This is a genomic window from Actibacterium sp. MT2.3-13A (genome assembly GCF_018139985.1).
GTDB lineage: Bacteria > Pseudomonadota > Alphaproteobacteria > Rhodobacterales > Rhodobacteraceae > JAGSOU01.
This window is the reverse complement of the sequence record NZ_JAGSOU010000031.1, coordinates 1-16919: the sequence shown is the minus strand read 5'-3', so window position 1 is coordinate 16919 and position 16919 is coordinate 1. Positions and strand designations below refer to the sequence as shown.

14 protein-coding genes, 1 tRNA gene and 1 pseudogene are annotated in these 16919 nt (G+C 67.2%); 10 read left to right on the top strand and 6 right to left on the bottom strand.

Annotation, left to right across the window (positions count from 1 at the left end):
• A pseudogene (locus KCI33_RS17995) lies at window positions 1–149 on the bottom strand (ferredoxin--NADP reductase); the annotation flags it as partial.
• 259 nt (window positions 150–408) lie between these two features.
• Here KCI33_RS17995 and KCI33_RS17325 point away from each other — a divergent pair.
• From KCI33_RS17325 to KCI33_RS17300, 6 genes are all read left to right on the top strand, one after another.
• Complete coding sequence (locus KCI33_RS17325) at window positions 409–870, top strand: Lrp/AsnC family transcriptional regulator (RefSeq protein ID WP_212526062.1); 462 nt, start codon at window positions 409–411, stop codon at window positions 868–870.
• A 62-nt stretch (window positions 871–932) separates the two neighbouring features.
• Window positions 933–2723, top strand: coding sequence for an ATP-binding protein (locus KCI33_RS17320; RefSeq protein WP_212526061.1), 1791 nt, complete (start codon window positions 933–935; stop codon window positions 2721–2723).
• Window positions 2720–3943 carry a sigma-54 dependent transcriptional regulator gene (locus KCI33_RS17315; protein WP_212526060.1) on the top strand — a complete coding sequence of 408 codons (1224 nt, stop codon included), beginning with the start codon at window positions 2720–2722 and terminating at the stop codon, window positions 3941–3943. Before KCI33_RS17320 ends, KCI33_RS17315 begins: the two co-directional genes overlap by 4 nt.
• Before the next feature lie 241 nt (window positions 3944–4184).
• Window positions 4185–5189, top strand: coding sequence for a TRAP transporter substrate-binding protein (locus KCI33_RS17310; RefSeq protein WP_212526059.1), 1005 nt, complete (start codon window positions 4185–4187; stop codon window positions 5187–5189).
• Between the two features lie 105 nt (window positions 5190–5294).
• Window positions 5295–5981 carry a TRAP transporter small permease gene (locus tag KCI33_RS17305; RefSeq protein ID WP_212526058.1) on the top strand — a complete coding sequence of 229 codons (687 nt, stop codon included), beginning with the start codon at window positions 5295–5297 and terminating at the stop codon, window positions 5979–5981.
• Window positions 5982–5985: 4 nt separating this feature from the next.
• Window positions 5986–7383, top strand: coding sequence for a TRAP transporter large permease subunit (locus KCI33_RS17300; RefSeq protein ID WP_212526057.1), 1398 nt, complete (start codon window positions 5986–5988; stop codon window positions 7381–7383).
• A gap of 161 nt (window positions 7384–7544) precedes the next feature.
• On the opposite strand, the gene tpiA is transcribed toward KCI33_RS17300, so the two are convergent.
• The 4 genes from tpiA to rimK form a co-directional block, all read right to left on the bottom strand.
• Window positions 7545–8294, bottom strand: coding sequence for a triose-phosphate isomerase (tpiA, locus tag KCI33_RS17295; RefSeq protein WP_212526056.1), 750 nt, complete (start codon window positions 8292–8294; stop codon window positions 7545–7547).
• Between the two features lie 73 nt (window positions 8295–8367).
• A complete protein-coding gene (locus KCI33_RS17290; protein ID WP_212526055.1) occupies window positions 8368–8739 on the bottom strand; it encodes an iron-sulfur cluster assembly accessory protein in 372 nt (123 codons plus the stop codon).
• 124 nt (window positions 8740–8863) lie between these two features.
• Complete coding sequence (locus KCI33_RS17285; protein ID WP_212526054.1) at window positions 8864–9229, bottom strand: SUF system Fe-S cluster assembly protein; 366 nt, start codon at window positions 9227–9229, stop codon at window positions 8864–8866.
• Between the two features lie 63 nt (window positions 9230–9292).
• Window positions 9293–10708: a 30S ribosomal protein S6--L-glutamate ligase gene (gene rimK / locus KCI33_RS17280; protein WP_212526053.1), complete on the bottom strand. Its 1416-nt coding sequence runs from the start codon at window positions 10706–10708 to the stop codon at window positions 9293–9295.
• A gap of 73 nt (window positions 10709–10781) precedes the next feature.
• Between rimK and tgt the strand changes: the two genes are divergently transcribed.
• Window positions 10782–11912, top strand: coding sequence for a tRNA guanosine(34) transglycosylase Tgt (tgt, locus tag KCI33_RS17275; protein ID WP_212526052.1), 1131 nt, complete (start codon window positions 10782–10784; stop codon window positions 11910–11912).
• 38 nt (window positions 11913–11950) lie between these two features.
• Here the strand turns inward: tgt and KCI33_RS17270 are convergent, their stop codons facing one another.
• Window positions 11951–13141 (bottom strand): sugar-transfer associated ATP-grasp domain-containing protein, encoded by a 1191-nt coding sequence (locus KCI33_RS17270; RefSeq protein ID WP_212526051.1) that lies wholly within the window; start codon window positions 13139–13141, stop codon window positions 11951–11953.
• A gap of 347 nt (window positions 13142–13488) precedes the next feature.
• On the opposite strand from KCI33_RS17270, the gene lon reads away from it, so the two are divergent.
• The 3 genes from lon to KCI33_RS17255 all read left to right on the top strand — a co-directional run bounded on the left by lon (window position 13489) and on the right by KCI33_RS17255 (window position 16559).
• Entirely contained in the window at window positions 13489–15897 is a 2409-nt protein-coding gene (gene lon / locus KCI33_RS17265; protein WP_212526050.1) for an endopeptidase La, read from the top strand.
• Between the two features lie 196 nt (window positions 15898–16093).
• Window positions 16094–16465: an HU family DNA-binding protein gene (locus KCI33_RS17260; protein ID WP_212526049.1), complete on the top strand. Its 372-nt coding sequence runs from the start codon at window positions 16094–16096 to the stop codon at window positions 16463–16465.
• Between the two features lie 19 nt (window positions 16466–16484).
• A tRNA-Val gene (locus KCI33_RS17255) sits at window positions 16485–16559 on the top strand.
• Window positions 16560–16919 lie beyond the last annotated feature (360 nt).

The following is a 16919-nucleotide window of genomic DNA, read 5'->3' as shown; positions in this document are numbered from 1 at the left end:
CCCGAGCGGAAGCGCAAGGATTGCGGCCGCGTCACGCGGAAGCGGAACAGCCGGTCGGTGTAATGCTGCACCTCCGTCACCGTCTGGGCGTCGGGGAGGGTCTTGACTTTGGGGGCGGCGGTTTCGGTCACGGCAGGCTGTCCGGTCATGTTGCATCAGGGGGCCGCGTCCGGCCCCGTCCTCCTGTTCTAGGGTCTGCTCCTCCGGGGGAAAAGCCCGGATTGCGCGACGATTGCGCGCGATTGAGGGGCACAAAGCCGCTTTCGGCCGCGCCGTCCTTGATCCCGATCAAGCCGGGACGCCGTGCCGCGGCGCCGGGGGCTGGAAATCGGGAAATTGTTCCGTTAGCGAGGGGGCGGGGGCGCGTTTCGTGTAATATCGTCCCCACACGCGGCAAGGAGAGCCCCCATGAGCCTGAAACTCGACAGCATCGACCGCAAGATCCTGGCCGAGCTGCAGCGCGACGCCAGCCTGTCGCTGGACGAGATCGCCAAGCGGGTCGGGTCGAGCAAGACGCCGGTCTGGAACCGCATCCGCAAGATGCGCGAGGGCGGGGTGATCAAGAGCCAGACCGTGCTGCTGGACGCCGAGGCGCTGGGGCTGGAGGCCTGTTTCTTCGTGCTGATCCGCACCGCCGAGCACGACGCCGACTGGCAGGCGAAATTCCTCGAGGCGCTGAACGCCCGGCCCGAGGTCCAGGAGGCGCACCGGCTGGCCGGCGACATCGATTATATCCTGAAGGTGCGGGTGAAGAACGCGCGTGCCTACGACGCCTTCTACCAGGCGCTGATCGCCGAGGTGAAGATCCACAATGTCACCGCGCTGCTGTCGATGGAAGAGATCAAGTCCACCACCATCCTGCCGGTCTGAGCGGTCTGGCCAATCGGCGCGCGGCTTTCTAAACTGGCAGACCCGATGCAACGGAGCCTCGAATGACGCGCACGGCACTGGCGCTTGCGGCTTTCCTGATCTGCTCGGCCGGGTTCACCGGCGGGGTGTGGTGGTTCGCCTACAGCTCGGCGCTGGACCAGCTGTCCGAGCGCGGGCGCTCGGACCTGTCGCTGGCTGCCGACCGGCTGGTCAGCCAGTTGCAGCAGTTCCGCGAGTTGGCGGTGCTGATGGCCGATCACCCCACGCTGATCGCCGCGCTGGAGGGCGGCACCGACCTGGCCGCGGCCGAGGCGGTGCTGCTGCGCGCGGCCGACAAGACCGGCACGCTGAACCTGCATGTGGTCGGCGCCACGGGCCGCGTTCTGGCCAGCTCCGCCCGCGGGCAGCTGGGCAGCGACCGCAGCGCGATGCCGTCGTTCCGCCGCGCCATGCAGGGCGCGCTGGGGGCGCATCACGCGCGGCTGCCCGACGGGCCGGGGCGTAGCTTCACCTATTCGGCGCCGGTCTTCTCCGTGCAGGGCCGCGCGATCGGTGCGGTCGATCTGGACGTGGACATCTGGGATGTCGAGGAGGCGTGGCTGGGCGATCCGCAGGCGGTGTTCTTCACCGACGCGGCGGGGGTGGTGTTCGTCTCCAACCGCTCCGAGCTGCTGTTCCGGCAGCGCGGCGCGGTCTCGGAGCCGCCGGCCCTGTTTGGCTACGAGACCGAGGGGCTGTTGCCCTTCCCCGCGTTCGAGGCGCGGCCGCGCGCGGGGCGCGACGTCTGGCATGTCGATGGCGGCCCCTACCTGCCGGCGCGCGCGCTGCACCTGACCCAGCCGCTGCCGGTGATCGAGATGACCGGCGAGATCCTGCTCGACATCGCCCCGGCCGAACGCATCGCGGCGCTGCAGGCGGCGGTGGCCGCGGCGCTGTCGTTGATCTTCGGCGCGACGCTGCTGCTGCTGTCGCAGCGTCGGCGCGCGCTGACCGACCGGCTGGAGCTGGAGGAGGCCGCCAAGGCCGGGCTGGAGACCCGCGTGGCGCAGCGCACCGCCGAGCTGTCGGCGGCCAACCGCGCCCTGCGCCGCGAGGTCGCCGAACGGCTGGAGGCCGAGGCCGCGCTGAAGCGCGCGCAGGAGGAACTGGTCCAGGCCGGCAAGCTCTCGGCGCTCGGCAAGATGTCGGCGGGGCTCAGCCACGAGCTGAACCAGCCGCTGATGGCGATCCGCTCCTTCGCCGAGAACGGGACGCTGTTCCTTGAGCGCGGCGAGCCCGCGCGCGCGGCGCAGAATTTCACCCGCATCTCGGAGCTCGCCCGCCGGATGGGCCGCATCATAAAGAACCTGCGCGCCTTCGCCCGGCAGGAAAGCGAGCCGATGACCGATGTCGATCTGACCGCGGTGATCGGCGCGGTGCTGGAAATGGCCGAGGCGCGCATGGCGCAGGCGGGGGTCACGGTGGACAGCGCCTTGCCCGGCCGGCCGGTGCCGGTGCGCGGCGGCGAGGTGCGGCTGCAGCAGGTGGTGCTGAACCTCGTGACCAACGCCATCGACGCGATGCAGGACAGCCCCGAGAAACGGCTGTGTCTGGCGCTGGAGGAGGCCGGCCCGGTGACACGCCTGCATGTGCGCGACACCGGCCCCGGCATCGCCGAACCGGAGAAGATCTTCGACCCGTTCTATTCGACCAAGGAGGTCGGCCAGTCCGAGGGCATGGGGCTGGGCCTGTCGATCTCCTACGGGCTGGTGCAGAGTTTCGGCGGCGCGATCCGCGGCCGCAACCACCCCGAGGGCGGCGCCGTTTTCACGGTGGAACTGGCCCGCGCCGGGCAGGGGGAGGCGGCGGCATGACGCGCAGGGTTCTGCTGGTGGACGACGACAGGGCGGTGCGCGAGGCGCTGGCGCAGACGCTGGAGCTGGCCGATCTGGAGCCGGTGCTGGCGGGCTCTTACATCGAGGCCAAGGACCATATCACGCCCGGCTTCGAGGGCGTGGTGGTCAGCGACATCCGCATGCCCGGCAAGGACGGCTTCGCGCTGCTGGACTTCGCGCAGGGGGTGGATGCGGACCTGCCGGTGATCCTGCTGACCGGCGAGGGGGACATCCCCATGGCGGTGCGCGGGATCTCGGCCGGCGCGGTGGATTTCCTCGAAAAGCCCTGCGCGCCCAAGGATCTTCTGGCGGTGGTGGAAAGGGCGCTGCGCAGCCGCGCCCTGGTGCTGGAGAACCGGCGGCTGAAGCGGCAGCTGGAGACCGGCGACGCCGCGGCGCGGATGCTGTTCGGCCAGTCGCGGCGCGCCGAGGAACTGCGCGAGCAGGTGCGCGCCGTGGCCCGTGCCTCGGCCGAGGTGCTGGTCACCGGCGAGCCGGGCACCGGCACCTCCAAGGTCGCCGAGGTGATCCACCTGTTGTCGCCGGCCTCCATGCGGCCGTTCCAGAAACTCGCCGGCGCCGCGGCCACGCCCGAGGCCCTGGCCGAGGCCTTCGCCACCGCCGAGGGGGGGACGATCTTCATCGACGAGGTGGCCGCGCTCAGCCCCGCGGGGCAGTTCGCGCTGCAGGAGTTGCTGGAGGGTGACAGCGCCGCGCGGCTGGTCGCCGGCAGCTATCGCGATTTGGCCGAGGAGGTCGCCAGGGGCCGCTTCAGCCCCGATCTCTATTACAAGCTTGACGTGATGCGGGTGCGGATCCCCTCGCTGCGCGAGCGCCCCGAGGACATTCCGGTGCTGTTCCGCCACTACGTCGCCATCGCCTGCGAGCAGGCCGCGCTGCCCCAGCCCGAGATCACGCCCGAGGTGGTCGCCCGCCTGATGGCGCAGGACTGGCCGGGCAATGCGCGCGCGCTGATGAACGCGGCGATGCGCTTCGCCATGGGCCTGTCCGAGATCGGCGAGGCGGAGCCCGCAGGCCTCGCCGAGCAGATGGCGCGGGTCGAGCGCACGCTGCTGATCGACGCGCTGCGCCACGCCCAGGGCCGCGCCTCCGAGGCGGCCAAGGCACTGAAACTCCCGCGCAAGACCTTCTACGACAAGTTGGCGCGCCACGGGATTCGCCCCGAGGCCTATCGCTGACATCTGTGCGGATTTCCGCACAAATCCCCTCTGGCCTGTGCGGAAAATCGCCCATCCGCGCGCATGGGGCTATTCCTTTTTTGCATAGCGAACGTGCAACCGGATGATTTCGCGCGGAAAAATCGGGCGCTCCCGGGCGCGCAGGATTTTTCTTGAGCCCTCGCGCCGGCTTGGTTCTCCTGAGCCTCGGGCGCCCCTTGGGCGCGCGTAAGCCACCACAGGATATCTGGGAGGATACCGTATGAAATTCGCAACTGCCGCCGCCGCTGCGGCCCTGGCCGTATCGGCCAGCGCCGGCGCCGGCCTCGCCGCCTGCGACGAGGGCGAGATCGTCATCAAGTTCAGCCACGTCACCAACACCGACAAGCACCCCAAGGGCATCGCCGCCACGCTGCTGGAAAAGCGCGTGAACGAGGAGATGAACGGCAAGGCCTGCATGGAGGTCTTCCCGAACTCGACCCTCTACAACGACAACCAGGTGCTGGAGGCGATGCTGCAGGGCGACGTGCAGCTGGCCGCGCCCTCGCTGTCGAAATTCGAGCAGTTCACCAAGCAGTTCCGCATCTTCGACCTGCCCTTCATGTTCAAGAACATCGACGCCGTGGACGCGTTCCAGAGCTCGGAAACCGGCCAGGCGATGAAATCCTCGATGGAGCGCCGCGGCCTGAAGGGGCTGGAGTTCTGGCACAACGGCATGAAGCAGTTCTCGGCCAACAAGCCGCTGAACCAGCCCGAGGACGCCAAGGGCCTGAAATTCCGCGTCCAGACCTCGGACGTGCTGGTCGCGCAGATGGAGGCGCTGGGCGCCTCGCCGCAGCCGATGGCCTTCTCCGAGGTTTACGGCGCGCTGCAGACCGGCGTGGTCGACGGTCAGGAGAACAGCTGGTCCAACATCTACGGCCAGAAGTTCTTCGAGGTGCAGGACGGCATCACCGAGACCAACCACGGCATCATCGACTACCTGGTCGTGACCTCGGTCGATTGGTGGGACAGCCTGCCTGCCGACGTGCGTGACCAACTGGCCACCATCCTGCACGAGGTGACGGTCGAGCGGAACGCCGCGGTGAACAAGGTCGACGCCGACGCCCGCCAGGCGATCCTCGACGCCGGCACCACCATCCGCGAACTGACGCCCGAGCAGCGCCAGGCCTGGGTCGACGCGATGAAGCCGGTCTGGGCGAAGTTCGAGGCCGACGTGGGCGCCGACAACATCGCCGCCGCCCAGGCGATCAACGCTTCGATGTAATCATCAGGTCCGCGTAACGAGTGCGGCGGCCCGGGGCTGCGTCCCGGGCCGCATTTGCGGCTGGAAACGCCTTTTTCCACTGAAAATGAACGGGGAGGGGATCGGATGAGCGGTCCGGTGAAAGACCAGGCGCATTCGCGTCTTGGCCGGATGGTGAACGGGATCGAGGAGACGGCGATCGCCGTTCTGCTGGGGCTGATGACCCTGGTCACCTTCGTCAATGTCGTGCTGCGCTACGGCTTCAACTCGAGCCTGATCTGGGGGCTGGAACTGACGCTGGTGCTGTTTGCCTGGCTGGTCCTGTTCGGTATCAGCTACGCGTTCAAGATCACTGCCCATCTGGGCGTCGATGCGCTTCTGAACGCGGTGTCGTCGCGGCCGCGGCGGGTGCTGTCGCTGCTGGCGGCCGTCGTCTGCCTGGTCTACGCGGCGCTGATGCTCAAGGGGGCGTGGGACTACTGGGCGCCTTTCGCCGGTCTCGACGCCACCACCGGGCGCTGGTTTCCCACCGGCTTTGCCGACAGCCGCGACCAGGCCTGGTACGAGACCGAGCAGATCCCGATGCCCGACTGGCTGCGCTTCATCGAGCCGATCTTCAACCAGGGCGAAAGCTACGAGAAGCTGCCGCGCTTCATCCCCTATTTCATGCTGCCCTTTGGCTGCGCGCTGATCCTGTTCCGCATCCTGCAGGCCAGCTGGCGGGTTCTGACCGGCCAGCAGGAAAGCCTGATTGTCAGCCACGAGGCCGAAGACGCGGTCGAAGACGTGGCCGCCCTGAACCGCGAGGATTGAGCCCATGGATGTCGTTCTGCTTTTTGCGATGGTCGTCGGCCTGCTCATCATCGGCGTGCCGATCGCGGTGTCGCTGGGCCTGAGCTCGATGATCTTCCTTCTGCTGTTCTCGGACACCTCGCTGGCCTCGATCGCGCAGTCTCTCTATCAGGCGATGGCGGGGCATTACACGCTGCTGGCGATCCCCTTCTTCATCCTGGCGTCGAGCTTCATGTCCACCGGCGGCGTGGCCAAGCGGATCATCCGCTTCGCCATCGCCTGCGTCGGGCATCTGCGCGGCGGGCTGGCGATCGCGGGGGTATTCGCCTGCATGCTGTTCGCGGCGCTGTCGGGCTCCTCGCCCGCGACGGTGGTCGCCATCGGCTCCATCGTGATCGCGGCGATGCGGCAGGTGGGCTACACCAAGGATTTCGCCGCCGGCGTCATCTGCAACGCCGGCACCCTGGGCATCCTGATCCCGCCGTCGATCGTGATGGTGGTCTATGCCTCGGCGGTCGAGGTCTCTGTCGGGCGGATGTTCCTGGCGGGGGTCATTCCGGGCCTCATGGCGGGCGGCATGCTGATGGTGGCGATCTATGTCATGGCCACGATCCGCAACATGCCCAAGGGCGAATGGCAGGGCTGGGGCGAGGTCGTGGCCTCGTTCCGCGATGCGCTCTGGGGGCTGATGCTGATCGCCATCATCATGGTGGGGATCTACGGTATTCCCGGCGTCACTGGGGCGATCTTCACCCCCACCGAGGCCGCCGCGGTGGCGTCGATCTACGCCTTCCTGATCGCCAGCTTCGTCTATCGCGACATGGGTCCGCTGGCCGCGCGCGAGCCGGGCGGGCGCCCCGTCAGCCTGCTGCGCCGCCCGCAGGCGCTGCTGATGGCCTTCGTCCACCGCGACACCCGCGACACGCTGTTCGATGCGGGCAAGCTGACCATCACGCTGATGTTCATCATCGCTAACGCGCTGATCCTGAAGCATGTCCTGACCGACGAGCAGATCCCGCAGCAGATCGCGGGGGTGATGCTGGAGGCGGGCTTCAGCAAGATCATGTTCCTGGTGATCGTGAACGTGATCCTGCTGATCGGCGGCCAGTTCATGGAACCCTCGGGCCTGATCGTGATCGTGGCGCCGCTGGTCTTTCCGATTGCGATCGAGCTGGGGGTGGACCCGATCCATCTCGGCATCATCATGGTGGTGAACATGGAGATCGGGATGATCACGCCGCCGGTTGGCCTGAACCTCTTCGTCACCTCGGGCGTGGCGGGGATGCCGATGATGCGGGTGGTGCGGGCCGCCGCGCCCTTCCTGGCGGTGCTCTTCGTGTTCCTGATCATCGTGACCTATGTGCCGGCGATCTCGACCTATCTGCCGACCAAGATGATGGGGCCGGAGATCATCACCAAATAGCCCACCAGAGAGGGGCGCGAGACATGGCAAGGGCCGCTCCGGCAGGAGCGGCCCTTGGTGTGTCGCGGGGCGTGGCGGTTTCGGGGCGGCGGTATCTCCTGCCGGGACGCGCCTGAAGCGCAGGCGGCCCCTTGGGCCGCTGCGTCCCGCCGCGGCCGGTCTCACACCGGCGCGTCCTCCAGCGCGGTGACGATGGCGGAGAAATCCGCGGCCTTGAGCGAGGCGCCGCCCACCAGCGCGCCGTCCACGTTGGAAACCGCGAAGATTCCGGCCGCATTGTCGGGCTTGACCGAGCCGCCGTAGAGCAGGCGGATGCCGGAGGCCGTCCGCGGGCCGAGGCGGGCGGTCAGTTCGGCGCGGAGGAAATCGTGCACCTCGGCGATCTGTTCGGGACTGGGCACGCGGCCGGTGCCGATGGCCCAGACCGGCTCATAGGCGACGACGAGGGTGTCGGGGCCGGCGCCCTCGGGGATGGAGCCCGCCAGCTGCGCGCCGATCGCGCCCAGAGTCTGGCCCGCGTCGCGCTGCGCCTCGGTCTCGCCGACGCAGACCACGGCGGTCAGCCCGGCGGCCCAGGCGGCCTGACACTTGGCGGCGACAACGGCGTCGGTCTCACGATGATCGGCGCGCCGCTCGGAATGGCCGAGGATGACATAGGAGGCCCCCGCGTCGATCAGCATCGCGGCAGAGATGTCGCCGGTATGCGCGCCCGAGGCGGCGGCGTGGCAATCCTGTCCGCCGCTGGCGATGGCGGGGCCGGCGGCCTGCGACAGGCGCGAGAGCAGCGTGGCGGGGGGGCAGATCAGGATATCGACCGCCGGAGAGGGATGCGCGGCCCGAAGCGCCGCGACCTCGGCCAGATCGGCCCCGGTGCCGTTCATCTTCCAGTTGCCAGCCGCCAGTTTGCGCATCGCTTGTCTCCCCGTCCGGTTTCGTTTCGGGGATGATTACGCGATGGGGCGGGAAGTGGAAACTGGAAACGCCCTATTTCGGGTCGGGCAGGTCCTTGGTCTCGGCGAACTTGATGGATTCGCCGCAGCCGCAGGCGTCGACCACGTTGGGATTGCGGAACTTGAAGCCGCTTTCCAGAAGCGACACCTCGTAGTCGATCTCGGTGCCGATCAGGAACATCTGCGCCATGGGGGCGATCATCACCCGCGCGCCGTCCTGTTCGATCACCTCGTCCTTGGGGTCGATCTCGGCCACATAGTCCATGGTGTATTCCATGCCCGCGCAGCCGCCCTTCTTGACGCCAATGCGCAGGCCCTTGGCGCTGTGCTGGGTTATCAATTTGGCGATCTGCTTCACCGCCGCCTCGGTCAGGGTGACGGCCTGTTTGCCTGGAATGCCGAACATTGCGCGTTCCTTCTGTTCTGCCCTCCAATCTAGGCCGGGCAGGGCGCGATCTCAAGCGTGGGGATCGTGCGGCGGGGCAGATTCCCTGTGCGGGCCGCGCGTCGGTGCCGCCCGCATCCGGGATTTACATGAAGCCCAGTTCCAGCCGCGCCTCGTCGGACATCATGTCCATGCCCCAGGGCGGATCCCAGGTGATCTCCACGTCGACCTGCTTCACCCCTGGCAGCGGCTCGACGGCCTCGGCCACCCAGCCGGGCATCTCGCCGGCCACCGGGCAGCCCGGCGCGGTCAGGGTCATGATCACCCGCACCGCGTTCTCGTCGTCGATCTCGATCGTGTAGACGAGGCCGAGGTCATAGATATTGACCGGGATTTCCGGGTCAAAGACCGTGCGGCACGCCTCGACCACGCTGTCGTAGAGCGGGTGCTCGGTGCTGGACGGTTTGATGAGGGGGGCCCCCTCGAGCTTCTCGCTCGCCTGGCTGGTCATGCTGCATCTTCCTCAATTCCGATAAAAGATATAGGATTTGTGGACGGCGCCGTCCAGTGCCGATCAGCGCGCCTTCGCGCCGCGCCGACGCACGGGGACGGGGCGGACGCGTTTCTCGATCTCGTCATAGAGAAGGGCGGCGATATTCTTGCCGCTGGCCTTTTCGATCCCCTCCAGCCCGGGAGAGGAGTTGACCTCCAGCACCTTCGGCCCGTCGCTCGCGCGCAGCAGGTCCACGCCGGCCAGGTTCAGCCTGAAGGCGCGCGCCGCGCGCAGGGCGGTTTCGCGCTCGGCCTTGCTGATGCGGACCGCCTCGGCGGTACCGCCCATGTGCAGGTTGGAGCGGAAATCGCCCTCCGCGCCGGTGCGTTTCATCGAGGCCACCACCTTGTTGCCGATCACCAGGCAGCGGATGTCCTCGCCCGCGGCCTCCTTCACGAAATGCTGCACCAGGAAGCTGGCCTTGAGTCCGCGGAAGGCGGAGATCACGGATTCGGCGGCCTTCTTGGTCTCGGCCAGAACCACGCCTTTCCCTTGCGTCGATTCCAGCAGCTTGACGATCAGCGGCGCGCCGCCCACCAGCCCGATCAGGTTGCCGGTATCCTTGGGCGAGGCGGCGAAGGCGGTGGTCGGCATGCCGATCTTGTGGCGCGCCAGGATCTGGTGGGCATAGAGTTTGTCGCGGCTGGCGGTGATGCCGTCGCTGCCGTTCACGCAATAGGTGCCGATGGTTTCGAACTGGCGCACCACGGCCGTGCCGTAGGGCGTGATCGAGGCGCCGATGCGCGGGATCACCGCGTCGTAGCGCGGCAGGCGCTTGCCGTCGTAATGCACCTCGGGGGCCAGCGCGTTGATCGCCATGTAGCAGCGGGTGGTGTCGATCACCTCGACCACATGGCCGCGCTTTTCGCCCTCGGCGACCAGCCGGCGGGTGGAATAGTTGTGCTCCTCGCGGCTCAGCACGGCGATGCGCAGCGCGCGGGCCGGGGCCTCCTCGCGCACGGTGGCGGAATGGTAGACGTCATAGCCGAGCTTCGGCTGGCAGAAGCTTTCGCCGGGGCTGATGATCACGTCCTCGGAAAACGCCTGCCGGCCCAGCAGCATGTGATAGGCCATGCCCTTGCGGTCGGTCAGCGTCAGCTCGATCGGCCAGGTGCGCGCGCCGACGGTGATCTCGGAGCGGATGACATAGCGCAACTCGGTCTCGCCGTTGGAACTGGTCACCTCGCGCCGGTCCACGATCTCGGCCGAGCAGGGGATGGTCAGGTCGTCGCGCCCCGGAATCGGGTGCACCAGGAAACGCACGCGCGGCTTGCTGGCCGCGCCGAAGGGCTCGATCTCGAAGGCGTGCAGCGCCGACGTCTTGGCCCCGGTGTCCACCTTGGCCTTGAGCGCGGGCAGGCCGAGGGCCGGCAGGGCCACCCATTCCTCCCAGCCAAGGCGGAAACCGCCGGTCTCGGGCGCTGTTGCTTCTGTCATCGCGTCACCTGTCTTGGAATTTCGCCGGAATCGCCTATACCGGCTCTCCGATCCCGCCCCCGCAGGAGCAGATATGGCCAAACGTTTCAACTTCGAACTTCTCGCCACGGACAAAAGGGCGCGCACTGGCGTGATTTCCACACCGCGCGGCGAGATCCGCACGCCAGCCTTCATGCCCGTGGGCACCGCCGGAACGGTCAAGGCGATGATGCCCGAAAGCGTGGCGGCCACCGGGGCCGACATCCTTCTGGGCAACACCTATCACCTGATGCTGCGTCCGACGGCCGAGCGTATCGACCGGCTGGGCGGTTTGCACCAGTTCATGAACTGGCACAAGCCCATCCTGACCGACAGCGGTGGCTTTCAGGTCATGAGCCTCGCCAGCCTGCGTAAGCTGACCGAGGACGGGGTGCGCTTCAAATCGCATATCGACGGCTCGGAGCACATGCTCAGCCCGGAGCGCAGCATGGAGATCCAGCGCCTTCTGGGCAGCGACATCGTGATGTGTTTCGACGAATGCCCCGCGCTGCCGGCCACCGACGCGGAGGTGGCGCAGTCGATGCGGCTTTCGATGCGCTGGGCGCGGCGCTCGAAGGACGCGTTCGGGGACCGCCCCGGCCACGCGCTGTTCGGCATCATGCAGGGCGGCGTGACGAAGGAGCTGCGCGAGGAAAGCGCCGAGTCGCTGAAATCCATCGGCTTCGACGGCTACGCGGTGGGCGGGCTTGCCGTGGGCGAGGGGCAGGAGGCGATGTTCGGCGTCCTCGACTACGCGCCGGGCTTTCTGCCTGAGGACCGCCCGCGCTACCTGATGGGGGTGGGCAAGCCGGACGATATCGTCGGCGCGGTCAAGCGCGGCATCGACATGATGGATTGCGTGCTGCCCTCGCGCTCGGGACGGACGGGGCAGGCCTTCACCCGGCACGGCGTGGTGAACATCAAGAACGCCCGCCACCAGGACGACCCGCGCCCGCTGGACGAGGCGTGCATCTGCCCGGCCTGCCGCAACTACTGCCGCGCCTATCTGCACCACGTCTTCCGCGCCGGCGAGATGATCAGCGGCATGCTGCTGACCTGGCACAACCTGCATTATTATCAGGAGCTGATGGCGGGGATGCGCGCGGCGATCGCCGAGGGGCGCTTTGCCGCGTTCGAGGCCGAGTTTCACGCGCAGCGCGCGGCCGGCGATATCGAGCCGCTGTAGGGGCGGCGCGGCGCCGGCGCGCGGCCGGCGCCGCCCTCTCAGACCAGTCCGAACCGCTTCTTGCGCTTGCCCGGCGCGAAGGGATAGCCGTGCGCGGCGAAGAAGGCGCGGATCTCGGGGCTCAGCAGCCCCTTTCCGGTGCCGTTCTGAAGGATGTCGAAACTGCCGCCGTAGTTGAGCTCGATCAGCACCGGGCCGTTCGGCGTCACCGCGATGTCGGTGGATTGGTAGGGGATCGCGCCGAAGACGCGCGCGGCGCGCTCGTTGATCTCGCGCACCTCGTCCCAGAAGGGCAGGGTGAGCCCCTTGAGCCCCGGCGTCTCGGGGTGATCCTCCAGCTCCACGCTGACCGGGCCGTCGCGGCCGGCGACGCGGGTGATGGTGCCGGTCTCGGGGTCGATCCCGCAGGCCAGGTTGCCCGGCCGCCAGAAGGCGCAGGCGACATTGCCGCCGCTGGGCAGCTTGAGCGCGGCCACCGGCGAATAGACCTCGGTGCCGCGGATGAAATTCGGCAGGCGAATGGTGGCCAGCCCGGTGCAGAAGGGCGCGAGGCTGGCATGGTTGTCGAGCCGCTTCTGGATCAGGTAGGCCTGCCCGTCGAGCACCTGCGACAGGAACTGCTCGTAGGTCTTGGGCCCCGTGCCGGTGCAGGTGATGGTCTCGGCGTCGGCGGCCTCGATCACCATGGCGCCGTTGCCGATCATCCCGTCCAGCGTCTTGGCGAACAGCGTGCCCGCCGGATGCGCCAGCACCACCTCGCGCAGCGCCTCGGGGGTGGCGGCGCGGGGGATGCCGGGATAGGCCCGGGCCGAGTTGTCGACGACGGCCACGGTCTGCGGCTGCGCCAGCCCCTCGGCGGCCAGCATCAGGGTCATGACGTATTTGTCCTCGGCCGCGGCCCACCAGCGGAACGGGTTGACGGTGTTGGCCGCCGGCCAGACGGTCTTGGCCCCGACGAAGCGGTCGGCCCCGTCCGGGCCGTGGCGCTCGCGGTTCCACAATTCGTGGCGGACGTAATCGGCCATCTCGACGCCGCGCCCCGAACGGCTGTGGCGCAGGAAGTCACGCCCCAGCGCCAGCGGCGAGAGCCCGCTGCGCCGGGCCGCGAAGGTCAGCAGTTCCTGGTGCGTGCGGGTGTGCGCGCTGTCAAAAGCCTGCTTGTCCTGTTCGACCGCGTTCATTTCAGGCTGCATGTTCATGTGCTCAAGCCCCCGTTTATTGTTTCCCATTCGCGAATCCTAGCGCGCAACTGCGGCTATTGTTTGGCAAAATCTCCGGTGCCGCCGCGACCCCTGCACGGGGCGCCCGGCCCGTGTCTTTTCCGCGGCGGGCCGGAAAATCTTTCATTTTCCTTTCGTTAACTTTAACGATCCGGAGCCGTGGGGCGGGGCGTCCGCGCCATCGCAGGATCTCCGCTTGCCCCCGCTGGGCGGTGGGGGCACAGTGAGGGCAAAGCCGAACGCGAAACGGTTGAAAATCGGGGGATACACCCCAGATATTGAGGCCAAGACAGGAGAGGGCCAGGTGCTGCCGCCAAGCCGGGGCCGGCGCCCTCTTGCATAACCAAGGAAAAAGCATGACCGAGCAACTCAGCCAAACCTACCCTGTCCTGCCGCTGCGCGACATCGTGGTGTTTCCGCACATGATTGTGCCGCTGTTCGTGGGTCGGGAAAAATCGGTCCGCGCGCTGGAGGAGGTCATGGCCGACGACAAGCAGATCCTGCTGTCGAGCCAGATCGACCCGAGCGTCGACGACCCCACCCCCGAGGGCATCTACGAGGCCGGCGTTCTGGCCAATGTGCTGCAACTGCTGAAGCTGCCCGACGGCACCGTCAAGGTGCTGGTCGAGGGCCGCCAGCGCGTGCGCATCGCTGAATATCTCGACAATGACGCCTTCTTCGAGGCCTATGCCGAGCTGCTTGAGGAAACCCCCGGCGACGCGGCCACGCTGGAGGCGCTGGTGCGGTCGGTCGGCAGCGAGTTCGAGCGCTACGCCAAGATCAAGAAGAACATCCCCGAAGAGGCCCTCTCGGCCGTGTCCGAGACCCGCGAGCCGGCCAAGCTGGCCGACCTGGTGGCCGGGCATCTCGGCATCGACGTGGAGCAGAAGCAGGAGCTTCTTGAGACCCTCAGCGTGGCCGAGCGTCTGGAGAAGATCTATGGGCTGATGCAGGGCGAGATGAGCGTCCTGCAGGTCGAGAAGAAGATCAAGACCCGCGTCAAGTCGCAGATGGAGCGCACCCAGCGCGAATACTATCTGAATGAGCAGATGAAGGCCATTCAGAAGGAACTGGGCGACGGCGACGAGGGCCAGAACGAGATCGCCGAGCTTGAGGAGCGGGTGGCGGCCACCAAGCTCAGCAAGGAGGCCCGGGAAAAGGCCGAGGGCGAGATCAAGAAGCTGAAGTCGATGTCGCCGATGTCGGCCGAGGCGACCGTGGTGCGCAACTATCTCGACTGGATGCTGTCGATCCCGTGGGGCGTGAAGAGCCGCGTCAAGAAGGATCTGAACAGCGCCCAGAGGGTGCTGGACGACGACCACTACGGCCTGGAGAAGGTCAAGGAGCGGATCGTCGAATACCTCGCCGTGCAGCAGCGCTCGAAGAAGCTGAAAGGCCCGATCATGTGCCTCGTCGGCCCCCCGGGCGTGGGCAAGACCAGCCTGGGCAAGAGCGTGGCCAAGGCCACCGGGCGCGAGTTCATCCGCATCTCGCTTGGCGGTGTGCGCGATGAATCCGAGATCCGCGGTCACCGTCGGACCTATATCGGCTCGATGCCCGGCAAGATCGTCCAGGCGCTGAAGAAGGCCAAGACCACCAACCCGCTGATCCTGCTCGACGAGATCGACAAGATGGGGCAGGACTTCCGCGGCGACCCGGCCTCGGCCATGCTGGAGGTGCTCGACCCGGAACAGAACTCGAGCTTCGTCGATCACTATCTTGAGGTGGAATACGACCTCTCGAACGTGATGTTCCTGACCACGGCCAACAGCTACAACATGCCCGGGCCGCTTCTGGACCGGATGGAGATCATCTCGCTCGCCGGCTACACCGAGGACGAGAAGCGCGAGATCGCGCGTCAGCACCTGATCGACAAGCAGATCAAGAACCACGGCCTGAAGACGGGCGAGTTCGAGGTCACCGACGAGGCGCTGACCGACATCATCCGCTACTACACCCGCGAGGCGGGCGTGCGGAACCTGGAGCGCGAGATCGCCAAGCTGGCGCGCAAGGCCGTGACCAAGCTGGTCAAACACGAGACCGACCGCGTGGTGGTCACGCCCGAGAACCTGGACGATTTCCTGGGCGTGCGGAAATTCCGCTACGGTCTGGCCGAAAAGGACGACCAGGTGGGCGTCGTCACCGGGCTGGCCTGGACCAGCGTCGGCGGCGACCTGCTGTCCATCGAGGCGCTGAAGCTGCCCGGCAAGGGCCGGATGAAGACCACCGGCAAGCTCGGCGACGTGATGAAGGAATCGATCGACGCGGCCAACTCCTTCGTGCGCTCCATCGCGCCCGAGATCGGAGTGAAGCCGCCGAAGTTCGAGAAGGTCGACATCCACGTCCACGTCCCCGAGGGCGCCACGCCCAAGGATGGGCCGAGCGCGGGCATCGCCATGGTTACCTCGATCGTCTCGGTGCTGACCGGCATCCCGGTGCGCAAGGACATCGCCATGACCGGCGAGGTCACGCTGCGCGGCAATGTGCTGGCGATCGGCGGGCTGAAGGAGAAACTGCTCGCGGCGCTGCGCGGCGGCATCAAGACCGTGCTCATCCCGCAGGAGAACGAGAAGGATCTCGCCGACATCCCCGAAAACGTGAAGCAGGGGCTGCGGATCATCCCCGTCGGTCATGTCCGCGACGTGCTGAAACACGCGCTGGTCGAGATGCCCGAGCCCATCGAATGGGACGAGGCGGCCGAGGAGGCGGCGCAGGCCGCGCTCGCTGCCAAGGCCGGGGCGCCGGGCACGGCCACCGCCCACTGAACCGAGAAAGGCGTGCCCCCGCGGCGCGCCTTTTTCTTGCCCGGCCGTCGGTCCATGATTGCGGAAATTCCCGCCCGGCAGGGGCGTCCGCATCGCGCCCGGGCACGGGCCTCTGCGCGGCGCGCATGCCGCTGTAGCCAAGGCAAATCTTCACCGCTACCCTGTGCCTGATTCAGCCAGAAAGGGCGGGACGCGCATGACCAGGAACACCACCAGCCGCAAATCGACGACTCCGCGCCGCAAGGCCGGAGAAACGCCCACGCCGCCCGGCGCCGCATCCGGGCCGGCCCCCGGTCCGGTCCTGCGCAAGAAGGATCTGATCGAGCGCGTCGTCACCCAGTCCGGCCTGAAGAAGAAGGACGTCAGGCCGGTGGTCGAGGCCACGCTGGCGGTGCTGGGCGAGGCGCTGTCGCAGCAGGAGCGGCTGAACCTGCCGCCCTTCGGCAAGCTGACCGTCAACCGCCGCAAGGCGCTGGCGAATGGCGAGGTGCTGAACGCCCGGGTCCGGCGTAGTCCGCACTCTGTCGAAGAAGTTCGAAAAGACCCCCTTGCAGAGCCCGAGGAGTGACGTTATTACGCCCGTCACCGGGTGATTAGCTCAGTGGTAGAGCGCTTCGTTCACATCGAAGATGTCGGGGGTTCAAATCCCTCATCACCCACCACTCTCTTTTTCCAAGTAAAGTCAAATACTTAGGGCTGGCTCGGCAGGGCTTGCGAACACGCGTGTGTGACTGTGGCACGATTGTGGCACAAGCCCTGCCTTCTAGGCGGTCGGTTTAGGTGCGTACGCGAAGCCGACGTTGTGTTGCCTAGGTTGACCGCGTAACGGAAACGAGCCTCGCTATTTCAAACGGCACTGACAAACAGGACTACATGCCGGTCAGTGTTTCTCCTTCACACGGTGGAGAGATGCGCGAAGCCCTTAGGGTCAGGACCCATAAACCTGCTTGAGGCTGCCCGGTCTGCGTGATTCAAGCTCCCAAACAGAGGGGGCATCATGAGCGGGCATTTCTGGCTGACAG

Coding starts and splice junctions, on each gene's coding strand:
- KCI33_RS17260 (WP_212526049.1), top strand. CDS start 16,094: ATGACCAGGAACACCACCAGCCGCAAATCGACGACTCCGCGCCGCAAG.
- KCI33_RS17300 (WP_212526057.1), top strand. CDS start 5,986: ATGGATGTCGTTCTGCTTTTTGCGATGGTCGTCGGCCTGCTCATCATC.
- lon (WP_212526050.1), top strand. CDS start 13,489: ATGACCGAGCAACTCAGCCAAACCTACCCTGTCCTGCCGCTGCGCGAC.
- rimK (WP_212526053.1), bottom strand. CDS start 10,708: ATGACAGAAGCAACAGCGCCCGAGACCGGCGGTTTCCGCCTTGGCTGG.
- KCI33_RS17320 (WP_212526061.1), top strand. CDS start 933: ATGACGCGCACGGCACTGGCGCTTGCGGCTTTCCTGATCTGCTCGGCC.
- KCI33_RS17325 (WP_212526062.1), top strand. CDS start 409: ATGAGCCTGAAACTCGACAGCATCGACCGCAAGATCCTGGCCGAGCTG.
- KCI33_RS17305 (WP_212526058.1), top strand. CDS start 5,295: ATGAGCGGTCCGGTGAAAGACCAGGCGCATTCGCGTCTTGGCCGGATG.
- KCI33_RS17290 (WP_212526055.1), bottom strand. CDS start 8,739: ATGTTCGGCATTCCAGGCAAACAGGCCGTCACCCTGACCGAGGCGGCG.
- KCI33_RS17310 (WP_212526059.1), top strand. CDS start 4,185: ATGAAATTCGCAACTGCCGCCGCCGCTGCGGCCCTGGCCGTATCGGCC.
- tpiA (WP_212526056.1), bottom strand. CDS start 8,294: ATGCGCAAACTGGCGGCTGGCAACTGGAAGATGAACGGCACCGGGGCC.
- KCI33_RS17285 (WP_212526054.1), bottom strand. CDS start 9,229: ATGACCAGCCAGGCGAGCGAGAAGCTCGAGGGGGCCCCCCTCATCAAA.
- KCI33_RS17315 (WP_212526060.1), top strand. CDS start 2,720: ATGACGCGCAGGGTTCTGCTGGTGGACGACGACAGGGCGGTGCGCGAG.
- tgt (WP_212526052.1), top strand. CDS start 10,782: ATGGCCAAACGTTTCAACTTCGAACTTCTCGCCACGGACAAAAGGGCG.
- KCI33_RS17270 (WP_212526051.1), bottom strand. CDS start 13,141: ATGGGAAACAATAAACGGGGGCTTGAGCACATGAACATGCAGCCTGAA.